The organism is Afipia sp. GAS231 (assembly GCF_900103365.1).
Lineage (GTDB): Bacteria > Pseudomonadota > Alphaproteobacteria > Rhizobiales > Xanthobacteraceae > Bradyrhizobium.
Map to the genome: position 1 here is coordinate 6527657 of NZ_LT629703.1, position 19443 is coordinate 6547099.

A 19443-nucleotide genomic window follows, 5' to 3' on the forward strand; every position below is an offset into this window, starting at 1 on the left:
GCCTCGCAGCGCTGCCATCGGCATGCGACGATGTGAGATAACAAGACCAAGATATCGGGAGGAGGCCATGGCCGGACGGTTCTGGACGGCTGTATTGGCGGTTGTGCTGGCCACGATGGCAGCCGGAGCAGTGGCCGAGCCGGCGTTTCCGTCGAAGCCCGTTCATATCTTCGTGCCCTATGCCGCCGGCGGGGGCGTCGACGTCCTGACACGCACGCTCGGCGAGGTGGTCTCGAAACAATGGGGCCAGTCGGTCTTGGTCGAAAATCGTCCGGGCGCCGGTGGCGTGATTGCCTCGCAGGCGGTCGCGACATCAGCGCCTGACGGCTACACGCTGATCATGGTGGCGAGCGGGCACGCCACCAACCCGTTCCTGTATCCGAAAATACCCTACGACACGTTCAAGGATTTCACGCCGGTCTCGCTGCTGGCGTCGTCGCCCAATATCCTGCTGGTGCGGGCGGATTCTCCGTTCAAGACGGTCGCCGACGTCATTGCGGCGGCGCGGGCGAAGCCGGGCAGCCTGTCCTTTGCCCATGCCGGCAGCGGCACGTCGACCCATATGGCGGGTGAACTGCTGAAGAGTCTCGCCAGGATCGATCTCAACGGCATCCCCTACAAGGGCGGCGCGCCCGCCATCAACGATCTCCTCGGCGGTCAAATTCCAATGACGTTCAACAACGGCCCGGAATCGGTCGGCCAGTTGCAGGCCGGTACGGTTCGCGCGCTTGCGGTCACCACGGCGTCACGGGCGCCGTTCCTGCCCGATGTGCCCAGCATGTCGGAAACCGTGCCGGGTTACGATACCGAGGTGTGGTGGGGGCTGCTCGGCCCCGGCGGCATGCCGGCGGACGTGCTGGCAAAACTTTCGCATGATTTCGTCGCCGCCCTGAATACCGATGCGGTGAAAGAGCGTCTCGGCAACCTCGGCGCCGTGCCGATCGGCAGCACGCCGCAGCAATTCGACGCCCGGATTCATGCCGACTACGACAAATGGGGGCCGATCATCAAGGCCGCCGGAATGAAGGCGGAATGACGCGGTGGTGCTTCCGATGATTCCCGCTTGCCTGCCACCGCGCGACGTCAGCCGTCCGCGCACGCCGCTGCCGCCTGGCGCCTGCGATACCCACGCCCACGTGTTCGGCCCGGCGGATCGCTTTCCCTATGCCGATGACCGCAGCTATACGCCGCCGGATGCGCCGCTGGAAACGTATCTCGCGATGCTCGATGCGATCGGCTTCGCGCGCGGCGTGCTGGTGCAGGGCAGCGCCCATGGCCGCGACAATTCGGCGATGCTCGATGCGCTCGCGCGTCAACCTGACCGCTTGCGCGGTGTTGCGGTCGCGGATGCGGACATCTCCGCCGATGAATTGCGCGCATGGAACAGGCTCGGCGTTCGCGGCCTGCGCTTCAATCATTTCTTTCGCGACGGCCAATTGCATTATCGCGGCGGCGTACCGCTGTCGGTGGCCGAGACGCTCGCGCCGGTCATGGCCGAACTCGGCTGGCACCTGCAGCTCTGGATCGACGTCAAGGACCTGCCGCAGGCGATTCCGCTGCTGAAGGCGCTGCGGCTGCCGGTCGTGATCGACCACATGGGCCGGACCGATGCACGCGCCGGCACCGCAACGGAAGGTTTTCAGAGCCTGCTTTCCGCGGTCGGCGACGGCTGGTGCTGGGCCAAATTGTCGGGCGCGCACCGGCTCAGCCAGAACGCGCCTGACTATCCCGACGCGCGGCCGTTTCACGAGGCGCTGGTGCGGGCCAATCCGGAGCGGCTGGTGTGGGGCGGCGACTGGCCGCATCCGCGCGTCGAGGGCGAAATGCCCGATGCCGGGCACCTGCTCGAATTGTTTCAGATGTGGACGCCTGATAGAGCGACGCAGCAGCGCATCCTCGTCGCCAATCCCGCAAAGCTCTACGGGTTCCCGAATTGATAGTGGCCAGAAGGTAGCCAAGAACAATGACCGTCAACAACAAGCGCGTGTTCTACGTCAAATATCTCGCCCACCCGGTCTACGAGGAAATCATCAAGGCCCGTCCCGACGTCCGGCTGGACCGGCTCGAGAACGAGAGCTCGGACGCGGTCTCGGCGCCAATCCTGGCGGCGGCGCATGCCTATCAGATCGGCGCGGCGCGCGATGAGCTGGCGCCGCATTTTCATGTCCATCGGGATCTGCTGCAGCGGGCGCCCAATCTTTTGATTGTGTCTTCCAACGGCGCCGGCTTCGACCCCGTCGACGTCGACGCCTGCACGGCGGCGGGCGTGCTGGTCGTCAATCAGTCCGGCGGCAACGCCAATTCGGTCGCCGAGCATGCGCTCGGCATGCTGCTGACGTTGTCCAAGCGCATTCTCGAGGCCGACCGCGCGCTGCGCCGCGACGCCAATGTCAATCGCAACGCGCTGATGGGCAACGAAGCCAAAGGCAAGACCATCGGCATCGTCGGGATCGGCAATGTCGGCCGCCGTATCGCCGAGTTGTGCAAGGGCCTCCTGCACATGAATGTGATCGCCTACGACCCGTTCCTGAGTGCTGAGGAAATCGCCGCGCGGGGTGCGGAGAAGGTCGAACTCGACGACCTGATGCGCCGCTCGGATTTCGTCTCGATCTCGTGCCCCCTGAACAAGGACAATAACGGCATGATCGGCGCGCGCCAGTTCGCGCTGATGCAGCCGCATTCGTTCTTCATCACCACCGCGCGTGGCTTCATTCACGACGAGAGGGCGCTGTACGATGCGTTGCGCGACAAACGCATCGCCGGCGCCGGCCTCGACGTCTGGGACAAGGAGCCGCCGCCGCCGGAGCACCCGCTGCTGCAGTTCGACAACGTGCTGGCGAGCCCGCATACGGCTGGCGTTACCAAGGAAGCGCGCGAGAACATGGGCCGGATTGCCGCCGAGCAAATTCTCGACGCGCTCGACGGCAAGCGCCCGCCGCGCGTTATCAATCCCGAAGTATGGCCGGCCTACGCCAGGCGTTTCGAGCGGACCTTCGGGTTCGCGCCGAAGTAGGATCGTGATCGGAATGACTGAGCCGGAAGCCCGCTTTTACGAGTCGCAGGGACTGCGGCTGCATTATGCCGATTGGGGCAACGCGGCCGCGCCGCCGCTGGTTCTGATCCATGGCGGGCTCGATCATTGCCGCAACTGGGATGCGATCGCGCGGGCACTGCAGCCGCACTTCCACATCGTGGCGCCGGATCTGCGCGGGCACGGCGATTCCGAATGGGCCAAGGGAAGCAGCTACACACTGATCGACAACGTCGTCGACCTCACGCGTCTGATTGCCGTCGCGGGGCTGAAGGACGCCGCCATCATCGGTCATTCGATGGGCGGGATGGTCGCCCAAGCCTATGCCGGAACCTTCCCCGAGCGGGTGTCGCGCCTGGCCGTGCTTGACGGCACCTTCCTGTCATTTGCGAATCCGATGCCGATCGACGAACGGATGTCGCGCTGGATCAAGCAGCTCGATCGGATCGCGCAGCACGAAGCCAGGGCTTTCAAGACGATCGAGGAAGCGGCGCTACGCCTTTCGGGGCGCAACAAGCGGCTGACGCAGGAGCAGGCGCTGCATCTGGCGCGCCACGGCGTCCGGCAGCATGCTGATGGTTTCTACCGCTGGAAGTTCGATCACTATCAGCGGGCGAGGGCGCCGTATCGGTTGTCGCCGGACGACTATATCGGCCTGTGGTCGCGCATCGCTTGCCCGACGCTGCTGATGTGGGGCAGCGAGAGTTTTCTGGCCGATCCGGAGGCCGCAGGCCTGCTGGCGCATTTCAAGCATGCCGAGATGCTGAAGATTACGGGTGCCGGGCACTGGCTGCATCACGACCGGCTCGATGAGGTGCTGACGGCGCTGCGGCGGTTTCTCGGCGTGCCGGTTTGACGATATAAGAACCCGGCTGCAGAGCCCCGCGGCATCACGCGCACAACCGACACGAGACGAAAAAATGTCAGACAAGATCCGTTACGTCCGCGAGCTCAGCGCGGAATCCAGAGGTGAAGCACCGGGCCGCGGGCGGCTTCAGGGCCGTCGCATTCTGGTGGTCGGCGGCGGGCAGCGCACCTTCGATGCCGAAACCGATCCGGTTGGAAACGGCCGGGCGATGTCGCTGGTGTTTGCCAGGGAAGGGGCTCATGTCGCGGTGGCCGACATGAACCGCGCCAGCGCCGACGACACCGTCGGGCGTATCACAAGTGAGGGCGGCCGCGCCTTTTCCATCGAGGCCAACATCGCCCGCGAGGACGATGTGAACCGGATGATCGAAGAGGCGATGAACGGCCTCGGCGGGCTCGACGGCATGGTGCTCAATGTCGGCATCGGCATCGGCGCGCTCGGCCTCGACGGCGTCGATCTCGGGGAATGGAATGACACGTTTGCGGTCAATCTCACCGGGCCGATGCTCTGCTGCCGCAAGGCGCTGCGGCACCTCGATCCCGGCGCATCGATCGTGTTCATCTCGTCGATCGCTGGCCTTCGCTCCGGCTCGCGGCTGATTGCCTATGACACGTCGAAGGCAGCGCTTGGCGGCCTGATGCGCAACGTCGCCAAGGAAGGGGCGCGGCGTGGCATCCGGGCGAATATCGTTTGCCCGGGCCTGGTCGATACGCCGCTCGGCCGTTACACCAGCGCCGGCCGGCCGTCGCGCAGCGCATCGGGAGCACCGTTTGGGCGGATGGCGACCGGCTGGGAGATCGCCTACGCCGTGCTGTTTTTCATGTCCGACGACAGCGTTTACGTCAACGCGCAGACGCTGGCAGTCGATAGCGGCATCACCGGATTATAAGGGCGGAAACCGGGGAGAAGATTTCCCCCGCCGCCGGCTCGATCGGGGCAATAAATCCACTGCCGGCGGGCGTCCGGACGGTGCGCGCATTGCTATTTTCGCAGACATCTCGACTAGTTTGCCGCGCAAGACCATTTTCGATGGTGCGCCATTGCTGGAACGATTGTTCCACCGGCGCAGATGGAAGATGTGAGATGCAACAGATTCGTTCATTGCTGCGCGGCGCACCGTCCCGGATCGGACGTCGGCTGTCCCAGATCGTCGCCATCGCGGCAGCCAGCCTGCCGTCAGTCGGCGCGTAAGCGCATTCATTCGATTGCCGCAGGCGAAAGCCGAGTAGTAAAATCGAACGCTTCACCTTCTGCGATAGATTCGCTTTGCGCCCTGCCGCTGGCGGGCAGCGGTTGAATTGGAACTCAATAATTTCCGTCACGTAGTGTGAAATAAACCACATGATTTTCAATCCGCCGGGTGCTTAATTGGCGCCGTCCGGCGGCCGTTTCTGCCCCGGATCGGGTTAGGGCAGGGGCTTCAATTGATCATTGTGGAATTTGGCGGAGGCCGGGCGATTTCGGTCGCGGTACCGGCCGGATTCGAAACCAGCTCCGTGGCGTCCCGTGCCGCATAGCGAGCCGCAACGCCGCCAGCGACTGATCGTGCTGGAAGACGATCCGGTCACCAGCGAGATGATCGCCGGCTATTTTGCCGAACATGAATTCGACGTCACGGTTGCCGGGGACTGCGCGGGATGCCGGAAGCTCTTGCCGCGCGTCGATCCGGATCTGCTGTTTCTCGACATTCAACTTCCGGATGGCGATGGCATCGAACTGGCGCAGGAAATTCGCGCGGCCAGCCAGGTCGGCATCATCTTCGTGACGCGGCGGGACGCGGATGCCGACCGAATTCGCGGACTTGAGCTCGCGGGCGATCACTATGTGACCAAGCCGATCGATCTCCGCGACCTGCTGGCGCGGGCCCGTTCGCTGCTGCGACGGCGCGCGATCGAGCGGCCGGCGCCCCGCGCGGGCTCCCCGCTACGCTTCCGCGACTGGACCATCGATCTGGTTCGCCGCGAACTGACTGATCTCGACGATACGCAAATCCAGTTGACGCGCGCCGAGTTCGATCTGCTGGCCGCGCTGGTGGACGCGCAGGGCGAGGCGCTCAGCCGCAGCTATCTGATCGAAGTGATCAGCAACCGGCAGTCCGACGTCGACCTGCGCACCGTCGATGCGCTGGTGGCGCGATTGCGCCGCAAGCTCGTCAGCCGGAGCGGCCGGCCGGTCATCACGACGGTGACGGGGGTTGGCTACCGGATTGCGCTCGACGACGGAAGCTGACGGCCGCGCCGCCGCGTCGAATGAGGCTGGAGACAGCCGCTCCCGATGATGTAGAGTCGGTCCGGTCATCAATGGAGAGCGGTATGACATCTTCCGTGTATGTCGCTGGCGTCGGCATGATCCCGTTCGTCAAGCCGGGCGCCAACGCGCCGTATCACGTGATGGGCGCGGGGGCGACCAGACTGGCGTTGGACGACGCCGGTCTCGCTTACGACCAGATCCAGCAGGCCTATGTCGGATATGTCTATGGCGACTCGACCTGCGGCCAACGGGCGCTCTATCCGGTCGGCATGACCGGCGTTCCCATCATCAACGTCAACAACAACTGTTCGACCGGGTCGACGGCGCTGTTCCTGGCGCGGCAGGCGATCGCGTCGGGCGCGCTCGATTGCGTTCTGGCGCTTGGCTTCGAGCAGATGAAGCCAGGCGCGCTCGGCGCCGTCTTCACCGACCGCCCCAGCGCCTTCGAGGATTTCGATGCGGCCGCCGGCCAACTCGTCGACGCCCCCGGTGTGCCGCTGGCGCTGCGCTATTTCGGCGGCGCCGGTCTCAGCCACATGAAGAAATACGGCACGCCGCTGACGTCGTTTGCCAAGGTTCGCGCCAAGGCCAGCCGCCACGCCAAAAACAATCCGCTGGCGCTGTTCCGCAAGGAGGTCACCGCCGACGACGTCATGAACGACCAGGTGATCTGGCCCGGCGTGATGACGCGGCTGATGGCCTGTGCGCCGACCTGCGGGGGGGCTGCGGCCGTTCTGGTCTCGGAGCAATTCGCCAGCCGGCACGGCTTGCGCAAGGACGTGCGGATCGCGGCGCAGGCCATGACGACCGACACTCCGTCGACCTTCGGCGCCGGCGACATGATGCAGGTCGTCGGTTTCGACATGGCGCGCGCGGCCGCCAACAGCGTCTATGAAGCCGCCGGCATCGGTCCTGACGATGTCGATGTGGTCGAGTTGCATGACTGTTTCGCGCAAAACGAACTGATCACCTATGAAGCCCTCGGCCTGTGCGGGGATGGCGGAGCGGAGCGTTTCATCGACGATGGCGACAACACCTATGGCGGCAGGATCGTGACCAATCCGTCCGGTGGTCTGTTGTCGAAAGGGCATCCGCTCGGCGCCACCGGTCTTGCGCAATGCTATGAACTGACGCGCCAGTTGCGGGGTTCGGCGGCGGCCACCCAGGTCGAGGGCGCGAAAGTGGCGCTGCAGCACAATCTCGGTCTTGGCGGCGCCTGCGTCGTGACGCTTTACGAGCGCGCGTAGATTAGCTGAGGGAAGTCGAGGGCTGCACGTCGGCGCCGAGCAGGTTGCTCAAGGCGACCAGCGACCGTTGTTGAAGCGCGGTCAATTCGTCGCCGGCGGCCCGGCATTGATCCGGGGACATCGTGACGGCGGTGAGCTCTATCTCGCTGCAGCGTTGCATCAGACGGACGAGGCCGAGTGCGCTGGCGGCGCTGCCGAGCTGATGCGCGGCCCGCGACAGCCGCGCGCGATCGGCCAGGGCGGCCGCTTTGATGATCTCGCCGGCGAGGTCCGCCGACGTCTTCTGCAGCAATCGCAGTAGTTTCGCGATCTGCGGGGCGCCAAGCAATTCCTTCTGGTCGTCGAGGAACGCCTCGTCGACAAGCCCGAGCGTCGCCGGCCGCGCGATGATCGTCAGGTCGGGCGGGCTTTCGCTTGCTGCGTCGTGGGCGAGGGCGTCGCGCAGGGTCTTCAGCAGGATCGGCTTGCCGATGATGGTGTGGATGCCGGCTTGCGCGAAGCGCTCCCGGCTGCGCTCCGAGACATCAGCGGTCAATGCAATGATGCGCGGAAACCGCGGCAAGGGAAGTTTTCGGATTCGTTCCGTCGCTTCGACGCCATCCATGTCGGGCATGTGCAAATCCATCAGAATGACGTCGAACGCTTCGCGGCTGGCCTGTTCGATGGCCGAAGTTCCGTTCCGCGCGACGACAGCTTGATGACCAAGCCGGCGCAGCATGGCTTGGCCGACCTCGCAATTGACCGGATCGTCATCGACCAGCAGCACCCGCAGCGGCCGGGAAACCGAATATTCCGCTACGCCTGCGGCGCTTGGGCGGTCCTCGGCAGGTCTCAGCGGCATCACGAGATGGAACGCACTGCCGGATCCGGGCGTGCTCTCGACCGTGAGATCGCCGCCCATCAAGCGCGCGAGCCGCCGCGCGATCGCCAGCCCCAGGCCGGTTCCGCCAAACCGTCGCGCCACGCTGTCGTCGGCCTGCACGAAATCCTCGAAGATCCGTTCGTGCATTTCGGGGGCGATGCCGATGCCGGTATCCTCGACGGTGAGCCGGAGCTGATAGCCGGATTGTTGTCGCGCGATCGTGGCGCGCAGCTCGATCCTGCCGTCCGAGGTGAACTTGACGGCGTTGCCGATCACGTTGAGCAGCACGCGGTTGAGCCGCACCGGATCGCCATGCACCTGCATTCTGGCGGAGGCATCGCATGACAGGTCGAATGCCAGCCCCTTGGCCAGCGCCTGCGGACGCAGCAGATCGGTTGCGGTTTCGATCAACCGGTCGAGGCGGAAATCGCGGCTTTCCAGCACCTCGGCGCTGGCTTCCAGGCGGGCATATTCCAGGATGGTGTCGATCAGCCCGATCAGCGTGTCGCCGGATGCGGCGGCAGTTGCAAGGTAGCTGCGCTGCGCCTCGTTGAGGCGGCCGTCATCGAGCAGTTGCAACACGCCCATCACGCCGTTCAGCGGCGTACGCAGTTCATGGCTGACGACGGCCAGAAAGCGCGACTTGGTTTCATTGGCCTGTTCGGCGGCGTTGCGCGCGCGCTCGGCCGCGGCGTGGGCTGCGAGCGCGTGATCGCGGGCCTTTTCGAGCTCGGCGGTTCGCTCGATGACCTTGCGTTCGAGCGTGGCGTAGGATTCGCGCAAATGCGCCGCCATCTGGTTGAACTGTTCGCCGAGCGCTTCCAGCTCGTCGCCGGTGTTGATCGCGAGCCGCTGTTCGAGATCGCCGCTGCCGATCCGCGCAGCGCCCTGTGTCAGGAGCCGGATCGGCACGGTCATCCGCCGGCTGAGCAGGAAGGCCGCCAGTACGGAGCAGGCCAGCAGCGCGAGCAGCAGCAGCGCCGAACGGCCGATCGAGACGTAGATTGGTACATAGGCTTCGTTCAGCGGCAACTCGACGAACACAAGCCAGCCAAGCCTCGGGACCATGACGTAGCTCGACAGCACGCGCTGGCCGGAGAGGTCGTCGCTGACGTCGCCGGTGTCTGGGGGCGCTGCGCCCGAGAGGCCGGCCCGCACCGCGGGACGCGTCGAAAGATCGGTCTTGCGCAGCACCGGCCACAGGTCCGGGTGCGCGATCAACCGGCCTTGACGGTCGACGACGAACGCCTTGCCGGTGTTGCCGACCTTGATCCTGGCAACGACGTCCCAGATGAATCGCAAATTGACCTCGGCGACGGTGACGCCGGCATTTGCGCCATCGCCGCGCACGGCGATGGTCATGAACGGTTCGGTCTCGCCGAAAAAGTAGACCGGTCCGTAGTAGACTTCTCCGGTTTTCGCGCCGCGAAATGCCGGCGTGTCCGACAGATCCCTGTTGCTGCCGATGATATCGGCGACACGCCGCGAGATGCGCAATTGCTCGCGTCCGTTGGCGTCGAGCTGCGTCACCTCGGAGATAGGCGGCGACAGCCGCAGCAGGCGGATCGCGTTGAGGCGCTGTTCGTCACGCGCCTGCGGGTCGGCGGGCAGGCGGGACAGCCAGTTGAGTTCGACCTCGATCTGGCTGATGAACTGGCTGATCTGGGTCGCGGCGGAAGCTGCCTGTTCACGCTGAATCGCGGCGAGCAGCAGCTTCTGTTCGCCGAAGGAAAACCACGCATCGAGCGCGCTGTTGACGGCAAGCGTTGCGAAGGCAAGCGCTACGAACGAATAGAGATATTTGCGAAACAGCCGGTTGCGCGGCGCACTCCGATCGGCGGAGTCAGCCGCGCCGGTCACTCACGAATCTCGTCGGCGCGCGCCAGCAACGCCGGCGATATTTTCAGTCCAAGCTCGTCCGCGCTTTTGCGATTAATCAGCAGCTCATATTTGCGCGGCGATTGCACGGGCAGGTCGCCGGGCTTGGTGCCGCGCAGGATCAGGTCGACATAATCGCCGCCTCGCACTTCAAGCGCGGGGCCGTAGGCAATCAGCCCACCCACGTCGATGAAGTAGCGAAACGGATAGATCATCGGCACGCGGTATTTCGTCGTCGCCGCGACAAGGGCATTTCTGTTGATGACGAGGAAGCTGTCGACCAATCCAATCAATCCGCCGGCGGGGCTGCCCGAATAGCTGCGAACGGCCTGGTCGAATTGGGACGGATCGCGTAGCGGCAGGGGCTCGACCTTGATGCCGGTCGAAGCTGCCTCGCTTTCGATCGAGTCGAGGAAATACCTGCCGCCGCGCGATGTCGTCTGGGGATTAAAGACGGCGCCGATGCGTTCGATCCTGGGGTCGATTTCCCTGAGCAACTGGAGCCATTTGCCACCCATCTCGGGGTCGCTGTTGGTGAAGCCGGTGATGTTGCCGCCCGGCCGGGCAAGGCTCTGGACGAAACCGTTACCGATCGGATCGCTGGCGGTCGTAAACACGATCGGAATCGTCTTGGTGGCGGCCGCCATCAAGGCGGTTTCGACCGTCGACGAGGTCAGGACCACGTCCGGATTGAGCTCGAGCAACTCCTTGACGGCGGCTTGCTGATTCGCCGGGCCGCCGTAGCTCGAACGAGGCTCGAACCGGATATTGACGCCTTCGACCCAGCCTCGGTCGTACAGGTCCTTGATCAGCGCCGGAAAGCGGGACTTCGCGCTGTCCGGGGACTGTTTGCTGGCCAGTGGATCGCTCAACGGCAGTCCAATGAGCAGGCCGACGACACGCATCCGCTCCGCCGTTGCGCCAAGCGCGAGCCAACCGGCGGCGGTGCTGCCGGCGAGGCGAATGAAGTCGCGGCGCCCGATGGCCGTCGGAACGGGCGTAATGGCGGAGTGTTCGGTCATCTCACGTCTGGCTGTACGGTTCCCTGCCAAATTGCTTACCGCGAAAGCGCGGCATTCACAATTTCCGAGAAATTTTTCCGACGTGAACGGCCGTTCGCAACCCTATCGCTGTTCCCTATCGGCGCCTTTGCGCCTGAGCAGATAGACGTCCATGATCCAGCCGTTGGCCTCGCGCGCCTCGGTGCGGGCCTTCAGGATCAGCGGACCTGTTTCCCCGAGCGGACCGGCAAGCGTGATCTGCTGGGGCATGCCGACATAGGCCCCCCACCAGATCGTCACGCCGGCGGGATCGAGGTGCTGGAAGGCACAGTCGCCGTCGAGCATCACCACCAGCGTATCTGCTCCCGTTGGCCAGCCGGCCTCACGCAGCCGTCTGCCGGTGGTGACGAGAAAGGGCGCGCCGATTTCATTCAGTGGAATCGCATGCGATGCGGTCAGCGCCTGGATCGAGGTGATGCCCGGGATCACGCGTACGCGCGGCATGGGGTTCAGGCGCGAAGCGATCCGCAGCGTGCTGTCGTAGAGCGTAGGATCGCCCCAGACCAACAGCGCCACCGATCCGCTGCCTGGAAGTTCGGACGTGATGGTGTTGGACCAGACATCGGCGATGGCGTCGTGCCAGTCATCGACACCGCCGCGATAATCGGGGTTGCTCTGGTCGCGGCGGGGCAGGTCGAATTCGACGATTTTCGTGGCGGGATTCGTCACCACGTCAGCGCAGATCGAACGGCGGAGTTCGGCGAGGTCGGCCTTATCAGCGCCCTTGCGCGGGATCAGGATCAGATCGGCGGAGTTGAGCGCCCGGATCGCTTGCAGCGTCAGGTGCTCGGGATTGCCGGTGCCGATGCCCACGAGAAGAAGTTCGATCATCTGGCTCCTAAACAAAAACGCGGCCGACGATGCGGCCGCGTCCCGGTTTCTGCGACGCCGATCAGGCCGCGTGATAGAGCCGCTGCGTCACCAGCGGCGAGCCGCGCAGTGCGTGCAGAGACTTGGCTGCCGCGAGAATTGCGAGATCGGCCAGCGGCTCGATCAGGACGACCGCCATATAGGCGGCGCCGAAGCTTGCGACCGACGACAGGTTCGCCGCGCTGAAACCAGCGCCATAGATCGCCCAGAACGCCACCCAGGCGACAACGCCACCCTGATAGGCGGTCGAGAGCGTCAGCGCCTGGCTGTACTTCAGGTCGACATAGGCGGTACCAGGCGCGATTACCTTTCCTGCCAGCGCATACAACGCGAACAGCGGAACCAGCAGCGTGGTGACGTTCATGCCGTATTGCGGCAGGTCGATCGGCGAGAAGAACAGCCCCTGAATCAGCAGGCCCATCGCAAGGCCGACCGCGGATGGCGCGGCGCCGAGGATCAGGAACAAGGTCGAGCCCAGGATGAAGTGCACCTCGGATACGCCGACCGGGAAATGCGGCATGACCTCGAAGAAAATGAAGACGCAGACGGTGGCGATCGCGCTACGCAGGAGCAAAGATACCGGGCCCTTTTCGCCGATCGAACGGACGACGGTTCGGAGCGCCACGGCGCCTGCCACGGCGGCGGTCCCGTAGCTCAGTACGATCTTGCTGCTGTCGACCAGACCGGGTTCGATATGCATGAGATTCTCCGTGCCTTTTGTCTTTTCGCCGGCCATTTCGGCCGCCGGGAACGTCTTCGCTAGCGTTGTCACCGGCCTCCGGCCAAGTCAAGAGTGGCCCGGCGCCAGTGCGCCATACAGAATCAAAGCCGGGGTGGTGCTGTCTTCGGTCGCCATCAGGTCGGCCAGTTCGGCTACCGTCGTGTGCGTCAGACGCTGGTCGGGATGGCCAACGGATTCGGCCAGCATGGCCGGCGTATCGGCCGGCAAACCCGCCGCGGTCAGCCGCCGCGCCAGTTCCGGAAAGGTCCGCTTGCCCATAAAGACGGCTGTCGTCGCCGACGGGTCGGCCAGCGCCGCAAAATTCAATTCTTCGGGAAGTGCGCCGGTGACATCGTGACCGGTCACGAATTGCACCCGCCGCGATTTGAGCCGCCGGGTCAGTGGCATGCCGGCGGCGGCCGCCGCGGCACAGGCCGAGGTGACGCCGGGAATGATTTCGTAGCTGATGCCGGCCGCCGACAGCGCCTCGATTTCTTCTTCCAGCCGTCCGAAGATCCCGGCGTCGCCGGATTTCAGGCGCACCACCTTGGCATGCGTCGTCGCGTAATCGACCAACAGACGGCTGACATGCTGCTGCCGCGGCGACACCCGTCCGGCGCGCTTGCCGACGCTGATCAGATCGGCGCCGGTGCGGACATGCGCGAGAATGGGACCCGACGACAGGTCGTCGAACAGCACGGCGTCGGCGGCCTGCAACCGCGCCACCGCCTTCAGCGTCAGCAGTTCGGGATCGCCGGGGCCGGAGGAGACAAAGGAGACAAAGCCGGTCATGTCGCCTCCGCGATCAGATGAAAGAACGAACCGGTGGCGCGGCCGCCGCCGCCAAAAGTCTTGCTCGATCCGGTTTCCGGCACGGTGGCGCCGGATGCGTCGATGACCTGCGCGAGCGGTGCCTCGTTGTGTTCGAGGATGCTGGCGTAGTGGAACTCATGCCCGCGCAGTCGTGAGCCTTCGCGGTAACCGGGAATCGGCGACGCCAACTGCGCAAGGCGATAGCCCAGATGCATGCGCCGCTTCTCGAACGACGTGGTGAGCTTGAAGAAGCCGGCCATCTCATGCCGCGTACCGGAGGCGTCGATCAGGCATTCGCCCATCGCCATGTAGCCACCGCACTCGCCATGCACCGGACGGGTCTCGGCAAAGCTTCGCAGTCCTGCACGGAATCGGGTTGCAGCCGCCAGTCGCCCGGCATGCAGCTCCGGATATCCGCCCGGCAGCCAGCAGGCATCGGCCGATGCGTCAGGCGCTTCATCGGCCAGCGGCGAGAACGGCAGGATCTCCGCGCCCGCCGCGCGCCATCCTGCCAGCAAATGCGGATAGATGAAGGAGAAGGCCGCATCGCGCGCCAGCGCCACCCGCTTGCCCGGTGGAGGAATTTTGACGCCTGCGGCATCGGCGGTTTGCGTCTGCGTTGCAATCGCGCGCAGCGCCTTCAGATCGACATGCGCGGCGATGAAGTCAGCCATCTCGCTCAGGATTTGCGCGAGGCGAGGTTGTTCCTCGGCCTGCACCAGGCCGAGATGACGCTCCGGCAGCGCCACCGACTCCCGCCGCGGCAGCGCGCCGAGCACGCGGATTCCGGCGGCTTCCATGCCGGCGCGCGCCAGCGCCTCGTGGCGGGGACTAGCCACGCGATTGAGCACGACGCCGGCGAGCGCGACATCCTTGCGCAGCGTGGCAAAGCCGAGCGCTGTCGCCGCCGCCGATTGTGCCTGTCCGGACACGTCGAGCACCAGCACCACGGGCCAGCCGGCGAGCGCTGCGATGTCCGCGCTCGCGCCGGTTCCCGTTTCTCCAATGGCAGCAACGCCGTCGAACAGTCCCATCGAGCCTTCGGCCAGCACCAGATCGGCGCCGTCTGCCGCCTGCATCAAGGCGGCAAGATGCGCCGGCTGCATCGCCCAGCTATCGAGGTTGAGCGAGGCGCGCCCGGACGCCGCGGCGTGAAACGCCGGGTCGATATAATCGGGTCCGCACTTGTACGGCTGCAGGATAAGTCCCTGCGCGCGAAACGCCGCCAGCAGACCCAGCATCAGGGTGGTTTTGCCGGCGCCCGAGGCGGGCGCGGAAATGACGAGGCCCGGCGGGATCACGCGCCCTCCGGAAAACGGGGATCGATGCCGACGGGGCGAAAGCGGCGATCGTAATCACCGGCATAAAGCCGGCTCTCGTCGAACTCCTTCGCGCCGATCGCGCGGCCGACCAAGATCAACGCGGTGCGCTCCATGACGCCGGCGACGGCGGCATCGAGTGTTGCGAGCGTCGCCACGACAACGCGCTCGTCCGGCCAGCTCGCGCGCCGGACCACGGCCACCGGGCAGTCGGCACCGTAATGCGGTGTGAGCTCCGCAATGACTTTGTCGAGCACGTGCACGGACAGATGGATCGCCAGCGTCGCGCCGGTGGCGGCAAAGGCTGCGAGGTTTTCGCTCTCCGGCATCGCCGAGGCGCGGCCCGAGGTGCGCGTCAGCACCACCGATTGCGCCACGCCGGGCAGGGTGAGTTCGGCACCCAGCGCCGCCGCCGCGGCGGCAAAGGATGGCACGCCGGGCGTGACGTCATAGGGAATGTTGAGCGCGCGCAACCGGCGCAGTTGTTCGCCCATCGCCGACCAGACCGACAGATCGCCGGAATGCAGCCGCGCCACATCATGCCCCGCGGCATGGGCTGCCGCGATCTCCGCGATGATCATGTCGAGCGACATCGGCGCAGTGTCGATGATCTTTGCGCCGGCCGGGCAGTGGTTCAGCAGCGCCGTCGGCACCAGCGAGCCGGCAAACAGGCATACCGGTGACGCCGCAATCAGGTCGCGGCCACGAATGGTGATGAGGTCAGGCGCGCCGGGACCGGCGCCGATGAAATGCACCGTCATTCGCCGTCTCCTTCCGCGATCGCCGCCGTTGCCATGCCGTCGGCCGACGCGGCGCGGGGTCCGAGCAGCCGTGCTGTGGGTCCAGCGGCTGCGAGCGCCGCTGCCTCGGCAAGACTGCCGGTGCCGAAGCGCGCCACCACGCGCTCCGACCTTGTCTTGGTTTCAACTGCGGCCAGCGCGTCTGGCGTGATGGCCCGGATCGGCAAATGCAATTCCGCGGCCAGCGCCACCAATGCCACGGCTTCGGCTTTCTCGGCGGCAGTCGCTAACGCGATCACGCCATCGGTTCCGCCCGCCGATATCAGCGCGCTACGCAGCGAGGAGATATTGGCGGCTTCGCGAAAACCGATGCCGGCGATTTTCATCGCACCACACTCCACTGCACCAGCGGACGCGAGGGAACCCAGCCGCGCATGCCCCCCAGGGGCGCTGCTTGCGCCAGCTCGATCCGCAGCAATTCGCCGCCATGCTTGTTCTGTTCCGCAAGCAGCAGCGCTTCGGTTTCCAGCGTCACCGCGTTGGCGACCAACCGCGTTCCCGCAGGGATCGCGGCCCACAGCGCATCGAACAGGGATTGTTGGTTGCCGCCGCCGACGAAGACGGCATTCGGAGGCGGCAGTGTCGCAAGCACGTCAGGTGCCGTCCCTTCCACGACCGTCAGGACATTCGTGATGCCGAACGCTGCGGCGTTGGTTCGAATATTCGCGGCGCGATCGGATCTCGTCTCGATCGCAAACGCGCGGCCGCCGGCGAGGCACCATTCCACCGAGATCGATCCCGATCCCGCACCGATGTCCCACAATAGTTCGCCGGGCCGCGGCGCCAGCGCCGACAGCGTCAGCGCCCGCATCGGACGTTTGGTAATCTGCCCATCATGGACGAACGCTTCGTCGGGCAATCCCGGTGTCCGCGGTAGCCCTGCAGCGCCCGCCGCCACGATCGCCACCGCAACCGGCGCGGCCACATCGGCAAGGTCAAAGCCCGCGGCTTGCGTCGTGCGAATCCGCTCACTCCGGCCGCCGAGGGATTCCATCACGGATAAAGACGACGCGCCGAAACCTTGCTGGGTCAGCCACGCGGCCAGATCGCCGGAGGCGTTGCCATCACGGAGCAGACAGATCGCACGCCGCGCCGGCGCCAGATGCGGCAGCAAGGTTTCAAATGGCGCGGCGTGGAGACCAAGACAGGCGATTTCTTCCAGCCGCCAGCCCAATCGTGCCGCGGCCAGCGAAAAGGTCGACGGTGCGGGAAAGGCGGTCCACTCGTCGGGAGCCAGATGTGCGGCGAGGCTGCCGCCAGCGCCGTGCCAGAACGGATCGCCGGAAGCCAGCACCGCCACCCGCCGGCCGCGGCGGGCGAGCACCGGTTCGACCGAAAACGGCACCGGCCACGGCCGACCTCGTGCGTCAATCTCGGCAAGCCTCAGATGGCGCGGGCCGCCGAAGACGATTTCCGCTTTTGCCAGCGCGTCTCGACTTGATTGCGACAAACCCGTAAGGCCATCTTCGCCGATGCCGATGATCGAGAGCCAGGGATTGGTCGCCGAACCTGAGGGGGAGTCAGACATGATGCGCGTCCTTCGGGTCCTTCTTTTGGGCGGCACGACGGAAGCCAGCCAGATCGGCCGCGAACTTGCCGCGGCTGGCGTGGCGGGAGTCTACTCCTATGCTGGTCGCACCGCGACGCCGGTTGCGCAACCCTCGCCGACGCGGGTCGGCGGTTTTGGCGGCGTCGACGGGCTCGCCGAATATCTGCGGACTGAACGCATCACCCATGTGATCGACGCCACGCATCCGTTCGCGAGCCAGATCAGCCGCAACGCCGTGGAGGCCTGCGCAAAAACTGCCACGCCGCTGATCGCCTATCTGCGCGAGCCCTGGAGCGAGGCGCCCGGCGACACATGGCGGCACGTTGCTGATGTCGAGGACGCGGCGGCGGCACTGCCGGATCAGCCGGCGCGGATTTTTCTTGCCATCGGCAGGCAACATCTCAACCCGTTCGCGGCGCAGCCGCAGCACTTCTATTTGCTGCGCCTCGTTGATGCGCCCCAAACGCCGTTGCCGCTGCCGGACGTCGAGATCGTCCTGGCGCGCGGACCGTTCACGATCGAGGGCGATCTCGCGCTGCTGCGCGATCATCGCATCACGCATGTCGTTGCGAGAAACGCCGGCGGCGAGGGCGCCAAGGCGAAGCTCGAAGCCGCGCGCGCGCTCGGCCTGCCGGTCATCATGATTGACCGACCCAACCTGCCGGAGCGCAGGACGGCGCAGAGCGTAAATGAGATCATGCGCTGGCTCACTCAATCGGCGTGCCTCGGCGTATAGACGTAGGGCCCGACCCGGCGGGTCGCGGAATTTCCGACCAGTACGACGGTGCGCATGTCGGCCATCTCGGGCCGCGCTTCGGCCAGCGTCACCGTCGCGATGCGTTCCTCCGGCGTCGTCACCGCGTGCGCGAAAATGATCAACCGGTCGGGACCGCAGGCCTCGCGCAGGATTTCGAGGGTGCGCGCGAACTGATGCGGGCGGGCGGCGGAGCGGGGGTTGTAGAACGCCATCGCGAAGTCGGCTTCCGCGGCGAGCCGAAGCCGCCGCTCCACCAGTGCCCACGGTTTCAGGTTGTCACTGAGGTTGATCGCGCAAAAATCATGGCCGAGTGGCGCGCCCGCGCGAGCCGCCGCCGCCAGCATCGCCGTGATGCCGGGGAGCACGCGAATATCGAGCGTTTGCAGCGAGGGCGCATTCTCCAGCGCTTCGAACACGGCCGACGCCATCGCGAACACGCCGGGATCGCCCGACGATACGATCACCACGTGCCGGCCGGCGGCGGCGAGTTCAAGCGCCTCTCGCGCCCGTTGCAACTCGACCCGGTTGTCGGAGGCGTGCAGCGTCAGGCCTTCGCGCGGGGCGACGCGTGCGACATAGGGGATATAGCCGACGACATCGGTCGCAGCCGCCAGCGCGGCGGTGACCTCTGATGTCACCAGCGCCGAATCTCCGGGGCCGAGGCCTGCGACCACCAGCGAGCCGGTCATTCCTCCAGCTCCGGGCGGCGGCCCTGGCCGTGGACCAGGATGGTTGCGAAGTACGGGCATTCGCCGATGTCGGTTTCGGCGAGCCGCATCACACGTTGGCCGGGCATGGTGCCGCGCTCGACCAGCCACGCATCCTCAAGCCGCCCCGCGCGTTCGAGCGCGCGGCGCACTTTCGGCAGATTGCGCCCGGTCTTCATCACCACCAGCGCGTCGGCGCTTTGCATGTGACGCAGCAGATCGTCTTCCGGCAGCGTGCCCATCAGCACCGCGAGGACATCGTCGCCCCAGGTGATGGGGATGCCGGTCGCGTTCCAGCACCCGGTCATGCCGTTGATGCCCGGCACGATCTCGACCTCGGCGCGGCCTTGCAGCCGGGTTTGAAGATGCATGAAGGAACCATAGAACAGCGGATCGCCTTCACAGAGCACGACGACGTCGTTGGTTGCGGCGAGAGCCGCAAGCCGCGTTGCCCAGTCGTCATAGAACAAAGCCAGCAACCGATTATATTCGGCGCTGCCGAACGGCAGTTCGGTCGTGACCGGATATTCCATCGGATATTCCGTCACATCAGGCGCCAGCATGCCCTCGACGATGCGGCGCGCCTGACCGGGCCGGCCGGCTTTGCGAAAGTACGCTACCTGACCGGCGGCGCGGATCAGCCGGTCCGATCGGACGCTGATCAGGTCGGGATCGCCGGGGCCGAGGCCGGTGCAGATGATCTTGCCCAA

At 65.7% G+C, this 19443-nt stretch carries 20 protein-coding genes; 8 read left to right on the forward strand and 12 right to left on the reverse strand.

Going from position 1 to position 19443, the window contains the following annotated elements; genetic code table 11:
• Positions 1–67: 67 nt before the first annotated feature.
• The 5 genes from BLS26_RS30640 (at position 68) to BLS26_RS30660 (ending at position 4788) form a co-directional block, all read left to right on the forward strand.
• Positions 68–1036, forward strand: a complete 969-nt coding sequence (locus BLS26_RS30640; RefSeq protein ID WP_092516217.1) for a tripartite tricarboxylate transporter substrate binding protein — start codon at positions 68–70, stop codon at positions 1034–1036.
• Between the two features lie 4 nt (positions 1037–1040).
• Positions 1041–1937, forward strand: coding sequence for an amidohydrolase (locus tag BLS26_RS30645; RefSeq protein WP_244541734.1), 897 nt, complete (start codon positions 1041–1043; stop codon positions 1935–1937).
• Between the two features lie 26 nt (positions 1938–1963).
• Positions 1964–3013 carry a hydroxyacid dehydrogenase gene (locus BLS26_RS30650; RefSeq protein WP_092516218.1) on the forward strand — a complete coding sequence of 350 codons (1050 nt, stop codon included), beginning with the start codon at positions 1964–1966 and terminating at the stop codon, positions 3011–3013.
• 13 nt (positions 3014–3026) lie between these two features.
• Entirely contained in the window at positions 3027–3887 is an 861-nt protein-coding gene (locus BLS26_RS30655; protein ID WP_092516219.1) for an alpha/beta fold hydrolase, read from the forward strand.
• 64 nt (positions 3888–3951) lie between these two features.
• Positions 3952–4788, forward strand: coding sequence for an SDR family NAD(P)-dependent oxidoreductase (locus BLS26_RS30660; RefSeq protein ID WP_092516220.1), 837 nt, complete (start codon positions 3952–3954; stop codon positions 4786–4788).
• Here the strand turns inward: BLS26_RS30660 and BLS26_RS36075 are convergent.
• Entirely contained in the window at positions 4775–5242 is a 468-nt protein-coding gene (locus BLS26_RS36075; RefSeq protein WP_157676628.1) for a hypothetical protein, read from the reverse strand. The two genes, BLS26_RS30660 and BLS26_RS36075, sit on opposite strands and share 14 nt — an antisense overlap.
• A gap of 232 nt (positions 5243–5474) precedes the next feature.
• Here BLS26_RS36075 and BLS26_RS30665 point away from each other — a divergent pair, with 232 nt between their 5' ends.
• Both BLS26_RS30665 and BLS26_RS30670 read left to right on the forward strand, forming a co-directional pair.
• Positions 5475–6128 carry a winged helix-turn-helix domain-containing protein gene (locus BLS26_RS30665; RefSeq protein WP_092518791.1) on the forward strand — a complete coding sequence of 218 codons (654 nt, stop codon included), beginning with the start codon at positions 5475–5477 and terminating at the stop codon, positions 6126–6128.
• Between the two features lie 83 nt (positions 6129–6211).
• Positions 6212–7396 carry a lipid-transfer protein gene (locus tag BLS26_RS30670; protein ID WP_092516221.1) on the forward strand — a complete coding sequence of 395 codons (1185 nt, stop codon included), beginning with the start codon at positions 6212–6214 and terminating at the stop codon, positions 7394–7396.
• A gap of 1 nt (position 7397) precedes the next feature.
• Here BLS26_RS30670 and BLS26_RS30675 read toward each other — a convergent pair whose 3' ends face one another.
• The 9 genes from BLS26_RS30675 to cbiE form a co-directional block, all read right to left on the reverse strand.
• Complete coding sequence (locus BLS26_RS30675) at positions 7398–10118, reverse strand: hybrid sensor histidine kinase/response regulator (protein ID WP_092516222.1); 2721 nt, start codon at positions 10116–10118, stop codon at positions 7398–7400.
• Entirely contained in the window at positions 10115–11158 is a 1044-nt protein-coding gene (locus BLS26_RS30680; protein WP_092516223.1) for an ABC transporter substrate-binding protein, read from the reverse strand. The genes BLS26_RS30675 and BLS26_RS30680 overlap by 4 nt, the downstream gene beginning before the upstream one ends.
• Positions 11159–11260: 102 nt before the next feature.
• The gene (gene cobF / locus BLS26_RS30685; protein ID WP_092516224.1) at positions 11261–12028 is read right to left on the reverse strand and encodes a precorrin-6A synthase (deacetylating); all 768 of its coding nucleotides are present in this window, start codon (positions 12026–12028) and stop codon (positions 11261–11263) included.
• Between the two features lie 61 nt (positions 12029–12089).
• The gene (locus BLS26_RS30690; protein WP_092518793.1) at positions 12090–12767 is read right to left on the reverse strand and encodes an energy-coupling factor ABC transporter permease; all 678 of its coding nucleotides are present in this window, start codon (positions 12765–12767) and stop codon (positions 12090–12092) included.
• Positions 12768–12854: 87 nt separating this feature from the next.
• A complete protein-coding gene (cobA, locus tag BLS26_RS30695) occupies positions 12855–13580 on the reverse strand; it encodes a uroporphyrinogen-III C-methyltransferase (RefSeq protein WP_092516225.1) in 726 nt (241 codons plus the stop codon).
• The gene (locus tag BLS26_RS30700; protein ID WP_197681369.1) at positions 13577–14899 is read right to left on the reverse strand and encodes a cobyrinate a,c-diamide synthase; all 1323 of its coding nucleotides are present in this window, start codon (positions 14897–14899) and stop codon (positions 13577–13579) included. Before BLS26_RS30700 ends, cobA begins: the two co-directional genes overlap by 4 nt.
• Positions 14899–15681, reverse strand: a complete 783-nt coding sequence (gene cobM, locus BLS26_RS30705) for a precorrin-4 C(11)-methyltransferase (RefSeq protein ID WP_092516227.1) — start codon at positions 15679–15681, stop codon at positions 14899–14901. The genes BLS26_RS30700 and cobM overlap by 1 nt, the downstream gene beginning before the upstream one ends.
• Positions 15678–16046, reverse strand: coding sequence for a cobalamin biosynthesis protein (locus BLS26_RS30710; protein ID WP_092516228.1), 369 nt, complete (start codon positions 16044–16046; stop codon positions 15678–15680). Before BLS26_RS30710 ends, cobM begins: the two co-directional genes overlap by 4 nt.
• Positions 16043–17248, reverse strand: coding sequence for a precorrin-6y C5,15-methyltransferase (decarboxylating) subunit CbiE (gene cbiE, locus BLS26_RS30715; RefSeq protein ID WP_092516229.1), 1206 nt, complete (start codon positions 17246–17248; stop codon positions 16043–16045). The genes BLS26_RS30710 and cbiE overlap by 4 nt, the downstream gene beginning before the upstream one ends.
• On the opposite strand from cbiE, the gene BLS26_RS30720 reads away from it, so the two are divergent.
• Positions 17247–18005 (forward strand): cobalt-precorrin-6A reductase, encoded by a 759-nt coding sequence (locus BLS26_RS30720; RefSeq protein WP_371360714.1) that lies wholly within the window; start codon positions 17247–17249, stop codon positions 18003–18005. The genes cbiE and BLS26_RS30720 overlap by 2 nt on opposite strands.
• Here BLS26_RS30720 and cobJ read toward each other — a convergent pair.
• Both cobJ and BLS26_RS30730 read right to left on the reverse strand, forming a co-directional pair.
• Positions 17981–18715 (reverse strand): precorrin-3B C(17)-methyltransferase, encoded by a 735-nt coding sequence (gene cobJ, locus BLS26_RS30725; RefSeq protein ID WP_092516230.1) that lies wholly within the window; start codon positions 18713–18715, stop codon positions 17981–17983. The two genes, BLS26_RS30720 and cobJ, sit on opposite strands and share 25 nt — an antisense overlap.
• Positions 18712–19443, reverse strand: a complete 732-nt coding sequence (locus BLS26_RS30730; RefSeq protein WP_172804733.1) for a precorrin-2 C(20)-methyltransferase — start codon at positions 19441–19443, stop codon at positions 18712–18714. The genes cobJ and BLS26_RS30730 overlap by 4 nt, the downstream gene beginning before the upstream one ends.

Bases quoted from the DNA above. Each gene is read 5' to 3' on its own strand.
- BLS26_RS30720 (WP_371360714.1), top strand. From the start codon at position 17,247: ATGATGCGCGTCCTTCGGGTCCTTCTTTTGGGCGGCACGACGGAAGCC.
- BLS26_RS30665 (WP_092518791.1), top strand. From the start codon at position 5,475: ATGATCGCCGGCTATTTTGCCGAACATGAATTCGACGTCACGGTTGCC.
- cobJ (WP_092516230.1), bottom strand. From the start codon at position 18,715: ATGACCGGCTCGCTGGTGGTCGCAGGCCTCGGCCCCGGAGATTCGGCG.
- cobF (WP_092516224.1), bottom strand. From the start codon at position 12,028: ATGATCGAACTTCTTCTCGTGGGCATCGGCACCGGCAATCCCGAGCAC.
- cobA (WP_092516225.1), bottom strand. From the start codon at position 13,580: ATGACCGGCTTTGTCTCCTTTGTCTCCTCCGGCCCCGGCGATCCCGAA.
- BLS26_RS30640 (WP_092516217.1), top strand. From the start codon at position 68: ATGGCCGGACGGTTCTGGACGGCTGTATTGGCGGTTGTGCTGGCCACG.
- BLS26_RS36075 (WP_157676628.1), bottom strand. From the start codon at position 5,242: ATGTGGTTTATTTCACACTACGTGACGGAAATTATTGAGTTCCAATTC.
- BLS26_RS30690 (WP_092518793.1), bottom strand. From the start codon at position 12,767: ATGCATATCGAACCCGGTCTGGTCGACAGCAGCAAGATCGTACTGAGC.
- cbiE (WP_092516229.1), bottom strand. From the start codon at position 17,248: ATGTCTGACTCCCCCTCAGGTTCGGCGACCAATCCCTGGCTCTCGATC.
- BLS26_RS30670 (WP_092516221.1), top strand. From the start codon at position 6,212: ATGACATCTTCCGTGTATGTCGCTGGCGTCGGCATGATCCCGTTCGTC.
- BLS26_RS30680 (WP_092516223.1), bottom strand. From the start codon at position 11,158: ATGACCGAACACTCCGCCATTACGCCCGTTCCGACGGCCATCGGGCGC.
- BLS26_RS30655 (WP_092516219.1), top strand. From the start codon at position 3,027: ATGACTGAGCCGGAAGCCCGCTTTTACGAGTCGCAGGGACTGCGGCTG.
- BLS26_RS30650 (WP_092516218.1), top strand. From the start codon at position 1,964: ATGACCGTCAACAACAAGCGCGTGTTCTACGTCAAATATCTCGCCCAC.
- cobM (WP_092516227.1), bottom strand. From the start codon at position 15,681: ATGACGGTGCATTTCATCGGCGCCGGTCCCGGCGCGCCTGACCTCATC.
- BLS26_RS30660 (WP_092516220.1), top strand. From the start codon at position 3,952: ATGTCAGACAAGATCCGTTACGTCCGCGAGCTCAGCGCGGAATCCAGA.
- BLS26_RS30710 (WP_092516228.1), bottom strand. From the start codon at position 16,046: ATGAAAATCGCCGGCATCGGTTTTCGCGAAGCCGCCAATATCTCCTCG.